This is a genomic window from Burkholderia sp. YIM B11467 (genome assembly GCF_052952715.1).
Genome location: NZ_JBQVSQ010000002.1, coordinates 413,554 through 433,499 on the forward strand (window position 1 = coordinate 413,554; position 19,946 = coordinate 433,499).

Consider the following 19,946-nt stretch of genomic DNA (forward strand, 5'->3'; position numbering starts at 1 on the left):
CCGAGCAATATCGGCGATGGTATGCTGGCCGGCATGGAAGTTGTAAGGCAGGTTGCATGCATGGCGAAACTCGCGTTCGCATCTTCTAACGAGACATCACATCCTCTCGCCCGCATCGCGGCATCGACACGCGCACAGCTCGCGTGTACCGCGCTGCGCGTTGCTGCGTCCTGCGCTCCAATCGCATTCCCCATCTGGCGGGTTCACCCCGCATTCCCCATCCCCGCCCAATAATCTGGAGACATCCTCATGTCGCAAAACAATCTGGCCGAAGCGACAACACACGGCCCGCTGATCGCTCCTCCGGCTTTCGTCAAACATCGCAAGCTGATCGACTGGGTGTCGCGCATCGCGGCGCTTACGGAGCCCGCGCGCATCGTATGGTGTGACGGTTCGCAGGAAGAAAACGATGCGCTGTGCCAGGCGATGGTCGACCAGGGCACGCTCACGCGCCTGAACCCGACGAAGCGCCCGAACTCGTATCTCGCGCAATCCGATCCGTCGGACGTTGCACGCGTCGAGGATCGCACGTTCATCTGCTCGGCATCGCGCGATGACGTCGGCCCGACCAACAACTGGATCGAGCCCGCCGAAATGCGCGAGACGCTCAACGGTCTGTTCCGCGGCTCGATGCGCGGCCGCACGCTGTATGTCGTGCCGTTCTCGATGGGCCCGCTCGGCTCGCCGATCGCGCACGTCGGCGTCGAACTGTCCGACAGCCCGTACGTCGCGGTGAACATGCGGATCATGACGCGCATGGGCCGCGACGTGTACGACGTGCTCGGCGAGGACGGCGAATTCGTGCCGTGCGTGCACAGCGTCGGCCATCCGCTCGAAGCGGGTCAGCAGGACGTGCCGTGGCCGTGCAACCCGGTCAAGTACATCGTGCACTTCCCCGAAACGCGCGAGATCTGGAGCTTCGGCTCGGGCTACGGCGGCAACGCGCTGCTCGGCAAGAAGTGCTTCGCGCTGCGCATCGCATCGACGATGGGCCGCGACCAGGGCTGGCTCGCCGAGCACATGCTGATCCTCGGCGTGACGTCGCCGGACGGCAAGAAATATCACGTCGCGGCCGCGTTCCCGTCCGCATGCGGCAAGACCAACTTCGCGATGCTGATTCCGCCGCAGGGCTTCAACGGCTGGAAGGTCACGACGATCGGCGACGATATCGCGTGGCTGAAGCCGGGCCGCGACGGCCGCCTGTATGCGATCAACCCGGAAGCCGGCTTCTTCGGCGTCGCGCCGGGCACCGGCGTGAAGACGAACCCGAACGCGATCTCGACGCTGACGGAAAACGTGATCTTCACGAACGTCGCGCTGACGGAAGACGGCGATGTGTGGTGGGAAGGGCTGACCGACACGCCGCCCGCGAAGCTGACCGACTGGCAGGGCAACCCGTGGACGCCGGAGATCGGCAAGGAAACGGGCCGCAAGGCCGCGCATCCGAACTCGCGCTTTACCGCACCGGCCGCGCAGTGTCCGTCGATCGACGGCGACTGGGAGAACCCGGCCGGCGTGCCGATCGATGCGTTCATCTTCGGCGGCCGCCGCTCGACGACGGTGCCGCTCGTGACCGAGGCGCGCGACTGGGTCGAAGGCGTGTACATGGCCGCGACGATGGGCTCGGAGACGACCGCCGCGGCGGTCGGCCAGCAAGGCATCGTGCGCCGCGACCCGTTCGCGATGCTGCCGTTCTGCGGCTATAACGTCAGCGATTATTTCGCGCACTGGCTGAAACTCGGCAAGCAGCTCGAAGGCGCGGGCGCCGCATTGCCGAAGATCTACTGCGTGAACTGGTTCCGCAAGGACGCGAACGGCAAGTTCGTGTGGCCGGGCTTCGGCGAGAACATGCGCGTGCTGAAGTGGATGCTCGATCGTCTCGAAGGCACCGGCGGTGGCGGCGAGCATGCGTTCGGCGTATCGCCCGCGTATGAGGATCTGCACTGGGATGGGCTCGATTTCACGCGCGAGCAGTTCGACGCGGTGACGTCGATGAACGCCGACGAATGGCGCGAGGAACTGAAACTGCATGCGGCGCTGTTCGACACGCTGAAGTTGCGCCTGCCGGCCGAAATGACCGACACGATGAAGAAGATCGAACAGCGCCTCGGCGCCTGACGATCCGCAGCGACGCATCGCCGCGTCAACCCTGACGTCCCGCCGCCGGCATGCATCGCCGGCGGCGGGACGTTTTCGCATCCGCGCCGCGTGTGCGCGGCTCGCTTACTGCGCGCTGCAATGCGCAACGACTTCGTCGACCGCGCGCTGCACGTCGCCGCGCCGGTAGCGCAGCAGCGCGCTATCGGCCGGATCGGGCTCGTACGACACGACATTGCCGCGCCCCGTGTAGATCGCCATGTCGGGCAACAGCGGATGCTCCTGGTCGAGCGACGGCACGGGTTGCGGGTTGCCGGCCGCGCGGAAGAACGCGGCGAAGTAGTCGGCGAAGCTGAGGTTCTCGTCGCCGACGAGGTAGGCCTTGCCCGCTTCGCCACGCTGAAGCGCACCCCAGATCGCTTCCGACAGCGATTGCGTCGAGATGAAGTTGCTGCCGCCGGCCGGCCCGTACACAGGCAGCCCCGCGAACTGGCCCCGCGCATAACCCGTGTACGCGGCGAACATCTCGTTGCGCAGCCCCGGCACCGACCCGACGACGAACGGCGCATTGACGCTGCACACCGCGAACGACGGCGTCGCGAGTGCACGTACGCGTTCGTCGGCGAGATGGCGCGAGCGCACGTACGGCACGGTATCGACGAGTGCCGGTGCGACCTGCGGATAGAAGCTGCCGACGAGCACGGCGCGCTTCACGCCCGCGTCGCGCGCGAGCGCGAAGAAACGCGGCACCGCGTCGACGTTCGCGCGTTCCCAGTGCGCGGCTTCGTCGGTGCCGGGCGGCAGATGGCGGATGTCGTTGCCGGCCGCGAACACGATCGCGTCGAACGGCGCGAGATCGTCGCGCGTGAAGTTGCCGGCGACATAGTCGCGCAGCAGCACGTCGAACTGCGCGAGCGCGCTGCCGGCCGCGGGCGGCTTGCGCGCGGCGAGCGTGACGTGGTTGCCCTGCGCATGCAGGTGCAGCGCGGCATGGCCGCCGATGAGGCCGGTGCCGCCGACGATCAGGATCTTCATGGTGTCTCCGGTGGCGGCGCACGCGCGCCGCGAGAAATGAACGGACGAAGCCGCGCTGATGCGCGGCTGTCGCTCAGAAATTGAAGCCGTTACCCGTGACGACGGGCATGTTGGTCCAGAATCCTTTCGGGTCGCGATACCAGCCGGCCGCCGCGAGCGCGCCGCCGTCGACGTGCAGCGTCGTGCCGGTGACCCACGCGGCGAGCGGGCTCGCGAGGTACAGCGCGGCGCCCGCGATGTCGCCGGCCGCGCCGAAGCGCCCGAGCGGAATCCAGCGCGGGATGTGGTCATGGTGCTCGGCCGCGACCATCGCGCTGACGGGCACTTGCGGTGTCTCGGTGGTTTCGGGCGCGATCTGGTTCACGCGGATGCCGGCCGGCCCGAGTTCGAGCGCAAGGCTTTTCGTGAAGCCGGTGAGCGCGGCCTTGAACGATGCGTACACCGAACAGTTCGGAATCGCGCGGAAGCCTTCGATCGACGACACGCCGACGATGCTGCTGCCCGCGCCGCGCTTGCGCAGCAACGGCAGCATCGCGCGCGTGACGACGAACACCTGGCGCAGGTTCACGTCGAACAGCCGCGCGATGTCGTCGTCGGTGTAGTCGTCGAACGGTTTCGCGATCTGCAGGAAATCGCCAACGTTGTTGACGAGCACGTCGAGGCCGCCGAAGCGCGCGTCGACCGTCCGCGCGAACGCATCGACCTCGTCGCGGCGCGTGACGTCCACGGTACCGACGAGCGCGTCGACGCCCGCCGCTTCGAGCGCCTGCCGCACGTCCTGCGCGCGGGCCGCGTCGATCTCGGCCACGGCGACGCGCGCGCCCGCCGCGCCGAATGCTTCCGCGCACGCACGGCCGATGCCCGCGCCGCCGCCCGTGACCAGCACGGTCTTGCCGGTGAATGAAATCATCGATGCACTCCTTCGAATGGAAAAGCGTTGCGCCGCGTCACAGCGACGACACCAGTTGCGCGTTGTCGATCCGCAGTTCCGCGCCGTTCACGAAGCGCGATTCGTCGGAGGCGAGGAACAGCACGAGATTCGCGACGTCCTGCGGGTCGCACATGCGCGCCATCGGGTCGCTGCCGATGCCGAGCGCGGCCGGGTCGAGGTCGGGCATCAGTGCCTGCGTCATCGGCGTCCAGATCCCGTCCGGGTGGATCGAGTTGCAGCGGATCCGGTAGCCGCTGCGCTTGCAGTGCACGGCGACGCTGCGCGCGAGCGCCGTCACCGCGCCTTTCGAGCCGGTGTACGCGCACATCATCGGCAGCCCGCCGAGCGCGGCGACCGACGACATCATCACGATCGAGCCCGGCGTGTCGTTGCCCTTCATCGCGCCGATCGCATACTTGCAGCCGAGGAAATAACCGTCCGCATTGGTGCGCATCACGCGCCGCCACGTGTCGAGGCTCGTCTCCTCGATCGAGCCGACCGGGCAGATCGCCGCGTTGTTGACGAGCACGTCGAGGCGGCCGAAGCGGTCGAGCGTCGCTGCGAGCGCGTGCCGCCAGCCGTCTTCGTCGGCGATGTCGTGGCGCACGAACAGTGCCGCGTCGCCGATCTCGCGTGCGAGCGCACGGCCTGCGTCCTCGTCGATGTCGGTCAGCACGACGCGCGCGCCTTCGGCGGCGAGCAGCAGCGCATCCGCGCGGCCGACGCCGCTTGCCGCGCCGGTGATCAGCGCGACCTTGTTTGCGACTCGATTCATGGTCGGTCGATGTCCTGTGAAGTTGGAAGAAGGTAGGCGCTCATGCGGCGCCCGGTGCACGGCCGGCCTTGACCGCATCGAGCGCGGCCGCGCCGTAGATCTGCGCGATCGTGTCGTCGACGCGCGGGTTCGTGCGCAACTCGTGGCCGCCGTCGACCGCGAAGCTCTGGCCGGTCACCCAGCCCGACTCGGGGCCCGCGAGATAGCGCACCGCGTGCGCGATCGCTTCGGGTTCGCCGAGCGTGCCGAGCGGGATCTGTTCGAGAAAGCTGTCGACCAGTGCGCGGTTGTCGAACATCGGCGCGGTCGCTTCGGAGCGCGTGAGGCCCGGGCGCACCGCGTTCACGCGGATCTTCGCGCCGGCCAGTTCCTCGGCCGCGCCGCGCACGAGCGCTTCGAGCGCGGCCTTCGCGGTGCAGTACGCGGTCAGCCAGCGGAAATTGATCTGCGCGGCGGTCGACGAGATGCAGACGATCGCGCCGCCGCCGCTCGCGGCCAGCCGCGGCGCCGCATGGCGGATCGCGGCGAACGCGCTGTGCAGGTTCAGGTCGATCTCCGCGCGGAACGTGTCGGCGTCGTGCATCAGCAGCGGCCGGAAGCCGGCGCCGCCGACCGTCGGCACGACGATGTCGAGGCGGCCGTCGAGCGCCCACGCACAGTCGAGCGCGGCCTGCAGGTCGGTTTCGTCGCACGCATCGCCCGCGTGGATCGCGACACGGCTGCCGGGCACCGCGTCGGTCAGGTGCCGTTGCGTGCGTTCGAGCGCGTCGCGACGGCGGCCCATCAGCACGACGGCCGCGCCGTCGGCGACGAGCGCGTGCGCGCAGGCCGCGCCGATGCCGCCGGCGCCACCCGTCACGAGCGCGGTGCGGCCGTCGAGGGGAAGGGAGGTGCGCATCGTTCAGCCCTCCAGCGGCAGGTCTTGCGCCCAGTCGACGTGCAGCGTGCGCGCGGCGAAGCGCCACGTGCCGCCGTCGAACACGCAGCGGTCGCGATAGCGCAGCCCCCAGTCGAGCTTGCGCTTCACGCCGTCGCGTACATACACGTGGCACGCGATGCCGTAGGTCTCGACGTCGGCTTCGCCGCCGTCGAGCGTGACGAGCTGGTTGTGCACGTGATGCTGGGTGGCCTCGTAGCGCTCGATCACGCGCATGCCGGCGACGATCGCATCGCGGTCGTCGAAGCGGAAGCCGGGGCCGGCAAGGGTTGCATCGGCGGTGAAGAGGCTGGTGAGCCGCGGCCAGTCGCGCCGGTCGACGGCTTGCGCGTAGCGGCACGCAAGTTCGTACAGCGCGTGGCGGGGATTCGAATCGGTCATGCGGTGCTCCCGTGGAAGAACGGAAAGAGTCGGCCGCGCCGCGAATGCGGACGTGGCGGCATTGCGACGTCGACGCGCAGGTTCGCATCGGACCGGTCGCGATCCATCATCCATACGGAGCAGGGCGAGGCTCGGGGAAAACACCGGGGCCGGCGGCCGCGCGTTGCGCGATGGTGCGGTGCAGCGGCCGACGTGCGGCATGGGTCTGACGATTGATTTGACCCGTCGCGAAAGGCGTACGACATGAAGTGTTCCCTCCGCGCATGCGAATCCGTTGCCCGCGATGTTGCGACGCCGCATGCCGTACGACCTCCGCTCAGCGTTTGCCCCTAGTCGAAATGGACGATGGCTGGCGGCCGGGCGCTGGCTACCGTGCAGTCATCCGGTGCTGCAACCGATGCGCACCGGACACGAACCGCACGAGCGGCCAACCGGAGGGGACGACGATCATGAGACTGACGACTCGCAAGCTGTGCGTATTGGCAATGGGCACGTTCGCTGCCATGGCGATGGCGCGATACGGAGCCGATCAGGTCCCGTCACCGCCGTATGCGGCCGGCATCCTGCAATGCCGCTCGGTCGACCCGAACGGCCTGCCGACCGGTTGTGTGCCGATCGATCCGTCGCACTTCGGTTTCGCCGCGTTGCGCGGCATGTGACGCCGGCGCGGCCGCGCGACGCGCGGGCCGGCAGCCGTCGCGTTGCGGTGGCACACGGACGGTTTTTGCCGGCGCCACGGCGCAAGCGTCACGCGTCGGCGCGGCCGATCTACCGAGCCGGCTCAACGCCGTTCGACTTCAACCGCGCATCAGACGGCGCACGGCTTGCGTTCGCACCGCCGCGCGCTGCTCGTAGCGGCTGCGACGCGACGCGGCAACGCCAGCATCAGGCCGCGTGTCCGCAGGCCCGCGCCACGCGCGCCGATTTCCTTCACGCTGACCCATTCCCCATGTCATCCGACCATTCCCTGACCCGCCCCCTGAACATCCGCGACGTACATCGCTGGGACGCCGAGCACGACGTCGTGATCGTCGGCTTCGGCGCGGCCGGCGCATGCGCGGCGATCGAAGCCGCGAGCGCCGGCGCCGACACGCTGATCGTCGAACGCGCATCGAGCTACGGCGGCACGAGCGCGCTGTCGGGCGGCGAGATCTACCTCGGCGGCAGCGGCGGCACGCCTGCCCAGCGGCAGGCCGGCTTCATCGACGACACCGAGGACCTGTACCGCTACCTGATGCTCGCGGGCGGCCGCGACGCCGACGAAGCGAAGGTGCGCCTCTACGCGAACGAAAGCCTTGCGCATCACGACTGGCTGGTCGCGCAGGGCCTCACGTACAAGAACACGTTCATCGCCGAGCGGATCGTCGAGCCGGAAACCGACGACTGCCTGATCTGGTCGGGCAGCGAGGAGGCCTGGCCGTTCAACGAGGCCGCGAAACCGTGTCCGCGCGGCCACACGCCGCAATGGCCGGGCTGGGGCGGCGGGCAGATGCTGATGCGCGTGCTGGCGGAACGCGTGGCGGCGCTCGGCGTCGCGACGCGCTACGACACGCGTGCGCTCGCGCTGATCGTCGACGACGGCGGCGCGGTGCGCGGCGTCGTGCTGCGCGCGTATGGCGAGACGGCGTTCGTGCGTGCGCGCCGCGCGGTGATCCTGTGCGCGGGCGGCTTTGCGATGAACCGCGACATGGTGCGCCGGCATGCGCCGCAGTTCCTGCGCTCGGACGAACCGATCGGCAGCCCCGGCGACGACGGCTCGGGCATCCTGCTCGGCCAGAGCGCGGGCGGCGCGGCGATCCACATGGACCAGGGTTTCGTCAGCCTGCCGTTCTATGCGCCCGAATCGCTGATCAAGGGCATTTTCGTGAACGCGCGCGGGCAGCGCTTCATCAACGAGGACGGCTACCACGGCCGCACGGGCCATCATGCGTTCCACCAGGCCGACGACCGGATCTACCTGCTCGTCGACCACGCGACGTACCAGGAGCCGCCCGCGATCGCGCGGATCGGCATCGCGGCGGCCGGCGAAACCTGGGAGGAAGTCGAACGCGACCTGCAGATGCCGGCCGGTACGCTGACGGCGACCGTCGACGTCTACAACCGCCATGCGGCCGAAGGTGCCGATCCGCTGTTCCACAAGGCGAAGAAGTGGCTGCAGCCGCTGATCGAACCGCCGTTCGTCGCGCTCGACTGCCGGATCGACTACGCGTTTTATCCGCATTTCACGCTCGGCGGGCTCGACACGTTGCCGACCGGACAGGTGCTCGATGCGGCGCGCACGCCGGTGCCGGGCCTCTATGCGGCCGGGCGCACGACGTGCGGGCTGCCGCGCTGGGGCGCCGGGTACAGCTCGGGGCTGTCGCTGGCCGACGCGACGTTCTTCGGCCGGCAGGCCGGCCGTCACGCCGCGCAGGCGGTGCGCGACGCATTGCGCAGCGCCGCTTAGCGGTGCCGTAAACGAAAGACGCCCCGGGCAATCCATTGCATTGCCCGGGGCGTCGTCGTTTCAAGCGGTCACGCGATCACACGATCACGCGACCAACCGGCCGTCAGCCGAGGTCGAGCGCGTTCGTGAGATCGCCCGGCGGCGTCTCGCCGCGCGCGGCGAACGCCTTGTTGCGCGCGGCCACGCCGTCGAGCGGCGCGAGCCCGTGCACGCGGCTGATGAAGCGCAGGATCGAGTTCGTGTCGTACAGCGTGTGATCGACGAAGCCCTTTTTCGCGAACGGCGAGATCACGAGCGCCGGAATCCGCGAACCCGGGCCCCAGCGGTCGCCGACCGGCGGCGCGACGTGATCCCACCAGCCGCCGTTCTCGTCGTGCGTCATCACGATCACGGTGTTCGCCCATTGCGGCCCGCGCCGGATATGGTCGATCACGGTTGCGATGTGGCGGTCGCCCGATTCGATGTCCGCGTAGCCCGCATGCATGTTGAGGTTGCCCTGCGGCTTGTAGAACGTGACGGCCGGCAGGCGGCCCGCGTCGATGTCGGCGATGAAGCGGTTCGTCGACGGATCGTCGCCGAGCCCCGCGTCGCGCAGGTGCTGGCGGCGGGCTTCAGTGCCCGGTGCATAGTTCACGAAGTAGTTGAACGGCTGGTGGTGGTACTGGAAATCCGGCACGGTGCCCGTGTCGCGATGCTCGAGCGCGTACTGCCACGCGCCGCTGTACCACGCCCAGTCGATGTTCTTCTCCGACAGGCGATCGCCGATCGTCGCATAACCCTGCGGCGGCATCACGCGATGGTCGGCCGGGTCCGCATACGCGGCGTTGCCCGGGTCGGGCGGTGGCACGTAGCTCGGCTGGTACGGCGGTGCCATCGTGTTGACGCCGTAGCCGTCGGGCGTCAGCGGGCCGTCGCCGGCGAATTTCGGCGGGCCGTCGAGCGCGGACGCGGGCGAATCGTCGGCGAGCTTCAGGCGCGTGCCGGCAGGATCGTCGCCTTCTACCTTCGACAGCAGCTTGGCCGCGTGCGGATGCTTGTGCGCGTCCGGATACATCGGCGGCTGCGCGGAGATCAGGAACATGTGGTTCATCCACGAACCGCCGAAGGCCGCCATGAAGAAGTTGTCGCACAGCGTGTATTGCCGCGCGAGATTCCACAGGCGCAGCGTGTCGGCCGAATTGCGGTAATGGCCCATCACGAGGCCGCCCGAATCGGCCCACGCGGCGAACTGGTTGTTGCGGCCGGCCGCGATCTGCATCTGGTTCTGGTAGAAGCGGTGCCACAGGTCGCGCGTGATCACGCCGTTCGGCAGCGGCTTGCCCTGCGCATCGGCAACCCGGAACGGCGCGTTCGGCAGCTTGTCGATGTCGCGCTCGGCGATCGCGTAGCGTTTGCCGTCCACTTCCTGCGCCTGCGGCACGAGCCCGCCCCAGATCTTCGGCAGCACGGGCAGCGGCGTCTTGCCGTCGCGATCGAGCTGCTGCGCCTGCTCGGGACGCACTTCGCTCAGCGGATGGCGCACACCCGGGAAATCGCCGTACAGGTTCGCGAAACTGCGGTTTTCCGCATAGATCACGACGATGTGGCGCACGCGTTCGCGCAACGCTTCGTCGACGCGCAGGTCGGCGGCGGAACGCGGTGCGCCGCCCGGCGTGGTTTCACAGCCGCTGAGCGCGACACCCGCACCGAGCGCGGCGAGGCCGCCGAGCATGCGGCGGCGGTCGGGATCGGCGGGAAGGTCGTCGGGGCGATCGGGGGTGTCGTTCACGTCGTGTGCTCCTCGAATGGGCGGGTTGGCGGTGTGGTTCGATGCGCGGCGGCGTCGCACAGGCTGCCGCGACGCGGGACGGAAAGCAACGGCCGGCGTTGCGTGCAAGCGGGTGCGATGCAATTGTCATAAAAATGTCACGAATGCGACTATAACGCGGCTGGGGCTGCCGATGAAAGGCGTTTGTCGGACGATTCGGTTCGCACGGCGGGCGATGCGCGACGCGCGCGCGCGAACTAGACTGGATTCAGGGGCGGCACGTTGCGGCGTGCCGCCCGGGCGAGGATCGCCCGGCGGCGCCGGCCGACGGCGTCGCCGCGGCGTCATCGATGCGACGAAACGAGGCGATCAAGCGAGGCGACGATGGCGCGGATGAATGGCGCTTTCGCATGGCGGCCGATGCCGCGCGCCGACTGCGCGTGCGTGCCTGCGTGAGCGTGTGCCGCGCAGCGTGGATGGCTGGCCCGATGCCATGGACAGGAAATTCGACTACCCGGGATTGCTGATCGCGGCGGGCTTCTTCGTGCTGTTCGCCGCGCAGTTGCTGATGCTGCACCAGACGTCGGCGTCGATCGCCTACAGCGATTTCCACCGGCTCGTTGCCTCGCGGCTCGTCGACGATCTCGAGGTCGGCCCCACGCAAATCACCGGCACGCTGAAGATGCCGCAGGCCGCGACGCTGCTGCCGGCGTCCGAGGCCGCGGTCGTGCAGCAGGCCGGTACGCCGTGGCGCTTCACGACCAACCGCGTGACCGACGAGCATCTCACCGACACGCTGACCGCCGCCGGCATTCGCTATCACGGCACGCCCGACACGAGCTGGATCGCGTCGTTGGCTTCGTGGCTGCTGCCGCTCGTGCTGTTCGTGTTCATATGGAACATGATGCTGCGCAGACGCGGCGGGCTGCAGGATTTCACCGGGATGGGCAAGAGCCGGGCGCGCGTGTATGTGCAGCAGGAAACCGGCATCACGTTCGACGATATCGCGGGCATCGACGAGGCGAAGGCCGAGCTGCAGCAGCTCGTCGCGTTCCTGCGCAACCCCGATCGCTACCAGCGGCTCGGCGGCAAGATTCCGAAGGGCGTGCTCGTCGTCGGCGCGCCGGGCACGGGCAAGACGCTGCTGGCGCGCGCGGTGGCCGGCGAGGCGGCCGTGCCGTTCTTTTCGATCAGCGGCTCGGCGTTCGTCGAGATGTTCGTCGGCGTGGGCGCGGCGCGTGTGCGCGACCTGTTCGAGCAGGCGCAGCAGAAGGCGCCGTGCATCGTGTTCGTCGACGAGCTCGATGCGCTCGGCAAGGTGCGCGGCGTCGGCCCGATGTCGGGCAACGATGAGCGCGAACAAACGCTCAACCAGTTGCTCGTCGAGATGGACGGCTTCCAGGCCGGCTCCGGCGTGATCATCATGGCCGCGACGAACCGGCCGGAGATTCTCGATCCCGCGCTGCTGCGGCCCGGCCGCTTCGATCGTCATATCGCGATCGACCGGCCCGACGTGAACGGCCGCCGGCAGATCCTCGGCGTGCACGTGAAGCGCGTGAAGCTCGCGCCCGACGTGGACCTCGGCGAACTCGCGTCGCGCACGCCGGGTTTCGTCGGCGCCGATCTTGCCAACGTCGTCAACGAGGCCGCGCTGCATGCGGCCGAACTCGGCAAGCCGGCGATCGGCATGGCCGACTTCGACGAAGCGATCGACCGCGCGCTGACGGGCCTCGAGCGCAAGAGCCGCGTGATGAACGCACAGGAGAAGCTGACCATCGCGTATCACGAGGCCGGCCATGCGCTCGTCGCGGAAAGCCGCGCGCATTGCGATCCGGTGAAGAAGGTGTCGATCATTCCGCGCGGTGTCGCCGCGCTCGGTTATACGCAGCAGGTGCCGACCGAGGATCGCTACGTGCTGCGCAGGAGCGAGCTGCTCGACCGCATCGATGCGCTGCTCGGCGGGCGGGTCGCGGAAGAACTCGTGTTCGGCGACGTGTCGACGGGCGCGCAGAACGATCTCGAACGCGCGACCGCGATGGCGCGTCACATGGTCATGCAGTACGGGATGAGCGAGAAGATCGGGCTCGCGACGTTCGACGACGGCGATGGGCGCCAGGGCATCCCCGGCGCATGGCGTGCGGCCGACGGACGCTGCAGCGAGCATACCGCGCGGATGATCGACGACGAGGTGCGTACGCTGCTGGCCGACGCGCATACGCGTGTCGCGGCGACACTCGGCGAACGCCGCGATGCGCTCGAACGCATCGCAAAACGGCTGTTGGAATGCGAGGTGCTCGAACGCGACGCGCTGCAGGCGCTGATCGACGGGCGCATCGAATCGTCGTCTGCCGCGGCAGCGGCACCCGATGACGACACCGGCCCGCGCGGCGACGCGATCGCGCCGGAGCAGGCCTCCGCGGTCGAGCGCGATTTCGTCGCGTACGGGCCGCCGCGCGAGCCCGAGCGCTGAACGCGCTACCGACCTGAGACCGGCGCGCGCCGATGCGGCGCCGCGCCGCGATTCAATTCCCTCTTTTCCGCCACGGAGTCGCCATGAGCGAGCCGCACGTATCGGTCAAGGTCGCGCAGCAAGCGCGCTTTTGCTTCGAAGTCACGTTTGCCGGCACGACGCTGTCGCCGGTGTTGATCGACGAGCCGCCGCCGCTCGGCGCCGGAAACGGGCCGAACCCCGTCCGGCTGCTTGCCGCGGCCGTCGCGAGCTGTCTCGCGGCAAGCCTGTTGTTCGCGCTGGAAAAGCATCATGTCGATCCGCAGCCGGTCGCCGCGCACATCGACGTCGACATGGTGCGGAACGAAACGGGCAGGGTGCGCGTGGGCGCGATGTCCGTGCGGCTGTCGATCGGGAAAACGTGGTCGGATCTCGCGGCGGCGACGCGCGTGCTCGACCGCTTCGATGCGTATTGCGTCGTCACCGAGAGCATGCGCGCGGGCATCCCGATCGCGGTCGACCTGTGCGACGCGAACGGCACGGTGATGGAATACGCGGCGACGGACGGGTGAGTGCGGTCAGTGCTCGGTGGCCGCGGCGACTTCGGCCGCTTCGGCGAGCGCTTCGAGAAAGCGCGTGCGCCACCAGTGCACGTCGGTCTTGCGCACGATCGCCATCAGCGCCGCATGACGCTGGCGGCGTTCTTCGAGCGGCATCGCGAGCGCGCGCTGGATGGCCTGCGCGGTGCCTTGCGTGTCGTACGGATTGACGAGCAGCGCCGACTTCAATTGCTCGGCCGCGCCCGCGAAACGCGACAGCACGAGCACGCCCGGGTCGGCCGCGTCCTGCGCGGCGAGGAACTCCTTCGCGACGAGGTTCATCCCGTCGCGCAGCGGCGTGACGAGCGCGACACGGCTCGCGCGATAGAGGCCCGGCAAGCGCTTGCGCGCAACGGTGCGGTGAATGTAGCGCATCGGCATCCATTCGAGTTCGCCGTAGTCGCCGTTGATCGCGCCGCACAGGCTGTCCATCTCGCGCCGCAGGTCGTCGTAGGCGCCGAGATCCTCGCGGCTCGGCGCGGCGATCTGGATCAGCGTCGCGCGGTTGCGGTTCTCCGGATACTGTTCGAGCAGCTGGCGGAACGCATGCACGCGCTGCGGCAGCCCCTTCGTGTAGTCGAGGCGGTCGACGCCGACGAGCAACTGGCGGCGCGAATATTCGTCGCGCATCCGATCGAACATGTCGATGCCGTCGCGATCGCGGGCGAGCGACTCGAACTCGTCGACGTTGATGCCGATCGGGAATGCACCGGCCGACAGCGTGCGGCCGAACGCGCGCAGGCGGCCGTCCGGCAGCCGCGCGGCACCCGCTTCCGCTTCGACGTAATGCTCGAAGTGCAGCAGGTCCGATTCGGTCTGGAAGCCGACGAGGTCGTACGCGAACAGCGAACGCATCAGCCATTCGTGTTCCGGGATCGCGGCCATGATCGGCGGCGGCGGCATCGGGATATGCAGGAAGAAGCCGATCGGATTCGGGCAGCCCATCGCGCGCAGTTCGGCGGCGAGCGGAATCAGCTGGTAGTCGTGGACCCAGATGGTGTCGTCGGGTCGCAGCAGCGTGCGCAGCTTGCGCGCGAACAGCTGGTTCACGCGCCGGTAGCCGTCGGCGAAGCGGCGGTCGAACTGCGCGAGATCGAGGCGGTAGTGAAACACCGGCCACAGCACGTTGTTCGAATAACCGAGGTAGTACGCGTCGTAATCCTGCGGGTCGAGGTCGATCGTCGCGAGCTGGATGCCGCCGACGTTCTGGATCTGCACCTCGTCGCCATGCGTGGGCTGATCGTCGCCGCCGCGTAGCCTGCCGCTCCAGCCGAACCATACGCCGCCGGTTTCCTGCAGGCTGTCCTTCACGGCAACGGCGAGGCCGCCGGCCGCGGCTTTACGGGGATCTGCAATGCGATTGGATACGACGACGAGTCGGCTCACCAGCTCTCCTGACGATTGTTGGGGGAAAGGATCGTGCGGCCGGCGGCGCGAAGCGGACGCCGCCATCGCCGCGCTGTGCGCGATGCGATGAGGCCGCAATGCAATCGGACGGGAGTCAGGGCACGCGATTCGCCGTCCGAACGGGGAGTGCTCTTTTTAGGATACTCGTCATTCGCCAGTTTTAAAAGGCTGCATCCGCGAGCGGCGCGGGCGCGCATGCGGCGCGATGGGCATGACGTTGGCGTGACGTGGGTGTGGCAGCACGCGATGCGAGGGCGGAACCGACACTTGTGCGGCGCTGCAAACGCAGCGTGCGCCCTGCATAGCGGAGGAAGGCGAATGCCGTGCGGTGATTGATCTCGGTGTGCGTGCGGACATGCATGCATACACGCGCACGCGCACGATGCCGCGACGATCGACGGCGATGGCTTTCGATGCGGCTACGCCGATGCGCGACCTACATGCATGCGTGCCGTGAACGCGCGACGCGGATCGGCGACGCGCGATGTCGTGCATGGGTGCAAAGCGCGCCGGACCGCGATGCTGCGCAGCCGCACCGCGTGCCGCGCGCGGCCGCGCATCGCGCGGTGCGCGCAAGCGAGACGCAGGCGGACCACCGGCGCAGCGTGCGCATCATCGTCTCCTTTCCGTAGCCGTCAGGCGGCGGCCGGTTGCCAGTGATGCGTGTCGGCTGCCTGTGCATGCATGCCCGGCGACGCGACATGCGCGCCGGACGGCATCCGGAATGCGGAGACCGTTTCGGACAGCTCGCGGCCCTGCGCCTCGAGCGACTTCGATGCGGCCGCGGCCTGTTCGACAAGCGCCGCGTTCTGCTGCGTTGTCTCGTCCATCTGCGTGATCGTCAGGTTCACCTGGTCGATGCCGCGGCTCTGCTCGGCCGACGCGGCCGCGATCTCGCCCATGATGTCCGTCACGCGCGCAACCGCCTGCGTGACGTCGGACATCGTCTTGCCGGCTTCGCCCGCGAGCGCCGAGCCGTTCTGGATCGTCTGCACCGACGCGGAGATCAGCTCCTTGATCTCCTTCGCCGCCGTCGACGAGCGCTGCGCGAGACTGCGCACCTCGCTCGCGACGACCGCGAAGCCGCGGCCCTGTTCGCCGGCACGCGCGGCTTCGACTGCCGCGTTCAGCGCGAGGATGTTGGTCTGGAATGCGATGCCTTCGATGATGCCGGTGATGTCGGCGATCTTCGACGAGCTGTGGCCGATCTCCGTCATCGTATCGACCACGCGGCCGACCACCGAGCTGCCGCGCTGCGCGACGTCGGACGCATTCGCGGCGAGCGTGCTCGCCTGTTGCGCGTTTTCCGCGTTGAGCCGCACCGTCGACGTGAATTCCTCCATCGTCGCGGCGGTTTCCTGCAGCGACGCGGCCTGTTCCTCGGTGCGCTGGCTCAGGTCGAGGTTGCCCGATGCGATCTCGCCCACCGCATGCGCGATGCTGTTCGACGAATCGCGCACGCGGCCGACGATGCCGATCAGCCGTTCGTTCATGGTCCGCAGCGCGTCGAGCAGGTCGCGCGTCTCGTCGTTGCCGCTCACCTGGATGCGGCTGCCGAGATCGCCGTTCGCCACCGTGCGCGCGACGTCCACCGCCGAGCCGATCGGCGCGGTGATCTTGCGCGTCAGCCACAGGCCGCCGCACGCGGCGATCACGACGGCGATCAGGCAGATGCCGGCCAGCAGGTTGCGCTCCATCGCATAGCGATCCGCGAATTCCTGCGCGATCGCGAGTTCGCGGTCATGCGTATAGGTCGCGTACGCGTCGGTCGCGCGCACCAGCTGCGCGAGCAGCGGGCGGCAATTGTCGTCGATGTCGGCCGTCGCCTCGTCCTTCTTGCCGGCCTGCGCGAGCCCGACGATACGCAGCGCGACGGGCCCGTAGCTGGTTTCGACGCGCACGATGTCGGCCACCAGCTCGCGCGCGCGATCGGAGGTGTCGGTCGCGCTCGCCATCATGTCCTTGAGCTTCGCGAGATGTTCCTGCACGTCCTTGTGCGCCTGGTTCACTTCGGCCAGTTCGAGCTCGATGTCGGACGGTTTGGTCACGAGCACGAGATTGCGCGCGGCGATCGCGCGCCGGTCGACCGCGGTGCGGATTTGCGCGGACAGGGTTGCCCGTGCATTGATGCCGTTCATGTAGCGGGAAAACTCGGCGTTGGTATCGGATAGCGCCTTGAGCGCCATGCCCGACACGATCACGACGACTGCGGCGAGCAGGCCGAAGCCGCCCAGGAGTTTTGTTTTGATGCTCATTCTGGCGATTTTCACGTTGTGCCTCTGCGCGTGTGGTTGGCAAATGGAATTTATTCTTCGACCAGATACGGGCTCGTGCCGGCATTAACGGGTATCCCGGATGATTCTTTACCCTTCGAAAACCCTGATATTAGTTTTTTTAGCGATGAGAGCCTTGTGGGGCGGGGCGGAATTGATTCTTGTCAAAAAACAGCGGATCACCCGTGATTCGAAAATTTATACGCAGAATTTGAAACCGGTTTTATTGGTGAAACAAAAATCATCTTTTTGTTAATAATCGTCTGATGATTTTGTTTCAATTTATGGGTGAATAACGGAATTTCCTTGCGGATGAATCGGGAGGCGGGAACCGGTACGCGTCATTGACGTGCGCTGCACCATGCTGTGGTAATGGCGGATAAATGGAAATTGGCGGCGAATCGTTGTCGCGCCACGGGCCTGCGGCGCCAACCGCAGGCCCTGAGAGGGTCAGAACGTGGTGCGCAATCCGGCCATCGCGCTGCGGCCGCCTTGCGGCGAGAAGCCGCGCACGACCGAGGTCGAGTAGCGGATTTCCTGGTTCGTCAGGTTGTCGCCTCGCAGGTACGCGAGCCAGTGCGTCGGGCCGACGCGGAACTTGTAGGTCAGCATCACGCCGAGCGACGTGTAGCCGTCCGTCGAGAAGTCGTTGTCCGGCACGCGGTGCTGCGACCATGCATGCGTGACCTGCGCGCGTGCACCGAACGGACCGTAGCCGTAGTCGGCCGCGAGCGTCGCGCGCAGCGGTGCGATGCGCGGCAGCGGCTGGCCCGTGTCGACGTTGCGTGCGTGCGTGTAGTCGGCCGTCAGTTCCAGGTCGACCGTATGGCCGCGCCGCGAGAAGGCGCGCCACTTGCCGTCCAGCTCGATACCGTAGAACTCGGCGCGCACGCCGCGATAGATCGCCTCGCTGAGCGAACCGTCGGTGCCGGGTGCGACGGGCTCGCCGTCGTCGTTGACGACGCGCCCCGTGTTGTACTCGGTCAGGTAGTTCGAGAAGCGGTTGTAGAACACGCCGACGCTACCGCGGTTCGGGCCGCTCGCATAGCGCAGCGACAGGTCGGTCGACACGGCCTTTTCCTTCGATGCGTTCGGGTTGCCGATCAGGAACTGGCCGGTCGCATCGTGCGGACCGTTCGAATACAGCTCATAGAAAGTCGGTGCGCGTTCGGTGTACGCGACGTTCGCCGCCACCGACCACACGGGCGTCAGCGAGAACAGCGCGCCGGCCGACAGGCTGCCCGCATTGAAGTCGCGCGGTTGCGCGCCCGCGAATTTCTCGACGCCGGCCGGATCGGGATCGACCTTCACATGCTCGAAGCGGCCGCCGAGGCTCAGCTTCAGCGCCGGTACGACCTGCCATTCCTCGAGGCCGAACAGCGCGACGCTGTTCGTGCGCGTGGACGGCACGAGCATCTCGTCGCCGAGCGCGGAGAACGTGTTCTGGCCGAACTGCACGCCGATCGCGCCTTCGAACGGGCCGATCTTGCGGTGTTGCGCCTCGATGCGCGCCTCGTAGCCGCGGTTGCGGAAGGTGGTTGCGGTCTGACCGTTGTCGACTTCCTTGTGGCGGTAGTCGGTGTACGCGAAATCGAATTTCAGCTTCGTGAATGGCCCGTTCAGGTTGCGCACCTCGGACGCAAGCGCGAGGCGTTCCTGGCGCATCCGCAGCCGCACGTCGCTCTCCGCGACGGAGCCGTAGTTCGACTCGTAGCCGCTGTACGACAGGCCCGCGAAACCGTCCGCCCACGTGTACGACGCGCCCACCGCGCCGCCGTGCACGCGGCCGTCGCTGTTCGGCACGCTGCCGACCGGCTGCGGCGTGTCGGGGCCGTCTATCGCGCGCTGCTGGCTGCTGCGCGCGTAGCCGGGAATCCGCAGCTTGCTCGTTTCGCGGTCGAACGCGTCGACGTGGAACGCGAAGCGGCCGTTGCCGCCTTCGACTTGCGCGGCGCCCGCACGTACCGAATTCGCGCCGCCGTAGCGCGCGTCGACTGCGCCGGTCACGCCCTGGATCGCTTCGCGCGGAATGCGGTTGTCGATCGTGTTGACGACGCCGCCCACCGCGTTGCCGCCGTACAGCAGCGCGGCCGGGCCGCGCACGATCTCGACGCGCTCGATCGACAGCGGATCCTGCGGCACCGCATGGTCGTACGACAGCGACGACGCGTCGTAGGCCGCGACGCCGTTCTGCAGCAGCCGGATCCGGTCACCGTCCATCCCGCGGATGATCGGGCGGCCGACCATCGGCCCGTAGGTGGTGGTCGACACGCCGGGCAGCCCGTTGAGCGTTTCGCCGAGCGAATCGGCCTGGCGGCGCGTCAGCGCATCGCCGGAAAGCTGCGCGGTCGGCGCGATCAGTTCGGTGTCGCCGAGCGGGTTCGCGGTCACGAAGATCGGCGCGAGCGGAGCGGCGGACGGCGTGCCCGATGCGGCGGGCGCATCGGCCTGCGCGTGCGCGGCGGCGGCGAACAGCATCAGCGAAAGGGGCGAGAGCGGGCGAAGCGGTAGACGAGGGAGGTCGCGCATGGTCGGTGAATCGGTTGGAATCGGATCGGATAACGAGCGATGCGGGTCACGACTGGATACGATATATTGTTGCGTCTGTGACGCGGAGTGACCCGTTGGGACATGGCTCGGCGAGGCTCGGCCACCCACAGTGGAACGGCGTCAGGCGGACGAGCACACGAAATGATATGTTATATCATTTCAAATTCCAAGCCGAATGGCAGCGGTACGTACGGTTTCCGTCGGACCGACGAAAGGTCGGCTGAAGTGGCAGGCGCGCTGGCCGGCGATGGTCCGTGCTTACGCCGGCGCGGCGTGGAACGAAGCGGCGCGCCCGATCGTGCCGTGCCGCCGTGCGCTG

General features: G+C 68.0%; 14 protein-coding genes. 5 read left to right on the top strand and 9 right to left on the bottom strand.

The genetic code is table 11. The features are described from left to right. The first annotated feature begins 249 nt into the window (after positions 1–249). The gene (locus ACTRWB_RS09095) at positions 250–2,118 is read left to right on the top strand and encodes a phosphoenolpyruvate carboxykinase (GTP) (RefSeq protein ID WP_446901655.1); all 1,869 of its coding nucleotides are present in this window, start codon (positions 250–252) and stop codon (positions 2,116–2,118) included. 105 nt (positions 2,119–2,223) lie between these two features. Here ACTRWB_RS09095 and ACTRWB_RS09100 read toward each other — a convergent pair whose 3' ends face one another. The 5 genes from ACTRWB_RS09100 to ACTRWB_RS09120 all read right to left on the bottom strand — a co-directional run bounded on the left by ACTRWB_RS09100 (position 2,224) and on the right by ACTRWB_RS09120 (position 6,156). Beyond that, entirely contained in the window at positions 2,224–3,132 is a 909-nt protein-coding gene (locus ACTRWB_RS09100; protein ID WP_446901656.1) for an NAD-dependent epimerase/dehydratase family protein, read from the bottom strand. Between the two features lie 73 nt (positions 3,133–3,205). Then, positions 3,206–4,042, bottom strand: a complete 837-nt coding sequence (locus tag ACTRWB_RS09105) for an SDR family NAD(P)-dependent oxidoreductase (protein WP_193100462.1) — start codon at positions 4,040–4,042, stop codon at positions 3,206–3,208. Positions 4,043–4,079: 37 nt separating this feature from the next. Continuing rightward, on the bottom strand, positions 4,080–4,838 hold the full coding sequence (locus ACTRWB_RS09110) for an SDR family oxidoreductase (protein ID WP_129514957.1): 759 nt from the start codon (positions 4,836–4,838) through the stop codon (positions 4,080–4,082). Positions 4,839–4,878: 40 nt separating this feature from the next. After that, the gene (locus tag ACTRWB_RS09115; protein WP_048251561.1) at positions 4,879–5,736 is read right to left on the bottom strand and encodes an SDR family NAD(P)-dependent oxidoreductase; all 858 of its coding nucleotides are present in this window, start codon (positions 5,734–5,736) and stop codon (positions 4,879–4,881) included. Between the two features lie 3 nt (positions 5,737–5,739). Then, positions 5,740–6,156, bottom strand: coding sequence for a nuclear transport factor 2 family protein (locus ACTRWB_RS09120; protein ID WP_193100465.1), 417 nt, complete (start codon positions 6,154–6,156; stop codon positions 5,740–5,742). A 449-nt stretch (positions 6,157–6,605) separates the two neighbouring features. Here ACTRWB_RS09120 and ACTRWB_RS09125 point away from each other — a divergent pair, with 449 nt between their 5' ends. Beyond that, a complete protein-coding gene (locus ACTRWB_RS09125) occupies positions 6,606–6,815 on the top strand; it encodes a hypothetical protein (RefSeq protein ID WP_047903855.1) in 210 nt (69 codons plus the stop codon). Between the two features lie 290 nt (positions 6,816–7,105). Continuing rightward, positions 7,106–8,602 carry an FAD-dependent oxidoreductase gene (locus tag ACTRWB_RS09130; protein WP_446901657.1) on the top strand — a complete coding sequence of 499 codons (1,497 nt, stop codon included), beginning with the start codon at positions 7,106–7,108 and terminating at the stop codon, positions 8,600–8,602. A 103-nt stretch (positions 8,603–8,705) separates the two neighbouring features. Here the strand turns inward: ACTRWB_RS09130 and ACTRWB_RS09135 are convergent, their stop codons facing one another. Further along, complete coding sequence (locus ACTRWB_RS09135; protein ID WP_446901658.1) at positions 8,706–10,370, bottom strand: acid phosphatase; 1,665 nt, start codon at positions 10,368–10,370, stop codon at positions 8,706–8,708. A gap of 472 nt (positions 10,371–10,842) precedes the next feature. On the opposite strand from ACTRWB_RS09135, the gene ftsH reads away from it, so the two are divergent. Together ftsH and ACTRWB_RS09145 are read left to right on the top strand one after the other, a co-directional pair. Then, complete coding sequence (gene ftsH, locus ACTRWB_RS09140; RefSeq protein ID WP_446901659.1) at positions 10,843–12,819, top strand: ATP-dependent zinc metalloprotease FtsH; 1,977 nt, start codon at positions 10,843–10,845, stop codon at positions 12,817–12,819. An 83-nt stretch (positions 12,820–12,902) separates the two neighbouring features. Further along, positions 12,903–13,370, top strand: a complete 468-nt coding sequence (locus tag ACTRWB_RS09145; protein ID WP_129514951.1) for an OsmC family protein — start codon at positions 12,903–12,905, stop codon at positions 13,368–13,370. Positions 13,371–13,376: 6 nt separating this feature from the next. On the opposite strand, the gene otsA is transcribed toward ACTRWB_RS09145, so the two are convergent. The 3 genes from otsA to ACTRWB_RS09160 form a co-directional block, all read right to left on the bottom strand. Further along, positions 13,377–14,783 carry an alpha,alpha-trehalose-phosphate synthase (UDP-forming) gene (otsA, locus tag ACTRWB_RS09150; RefSeq protein ID WP_446901660.1) on the bottom strand — a complete coding sequence of 469 codons (1,407 nt, stop codon included), beginning with the start codon at positions 14,781–14,783 and terminating at the stop codon, positions 13,377–13,379. 656 nt (positions 14,784–15,439) lie between these two features. Further along, positions 15,440–17,059, bottom strand: a complete 1,620-nt coding sequence (locus ACTRWB_RS09155; protein WP_446901661.1) for a methyl-accepting chemotaxis protein — start codon at positions 17,057–17,059, stop codon at positions 15,440–15,442. 468 nt (positions 17,060–17,527) lie between these two features. Further along, a complete protein-coding gene (locus ACTRWB_RS09160) occupies positions 17,528–19,606 on the bottom strand; it encodes a TonB-dependent receptor (RefSeq protein WP_446901662.1) in 2,079 nt (692 codons plus the stop codon). Positions 19,607–19,946 lie beyond the last annotated feature (340 nt).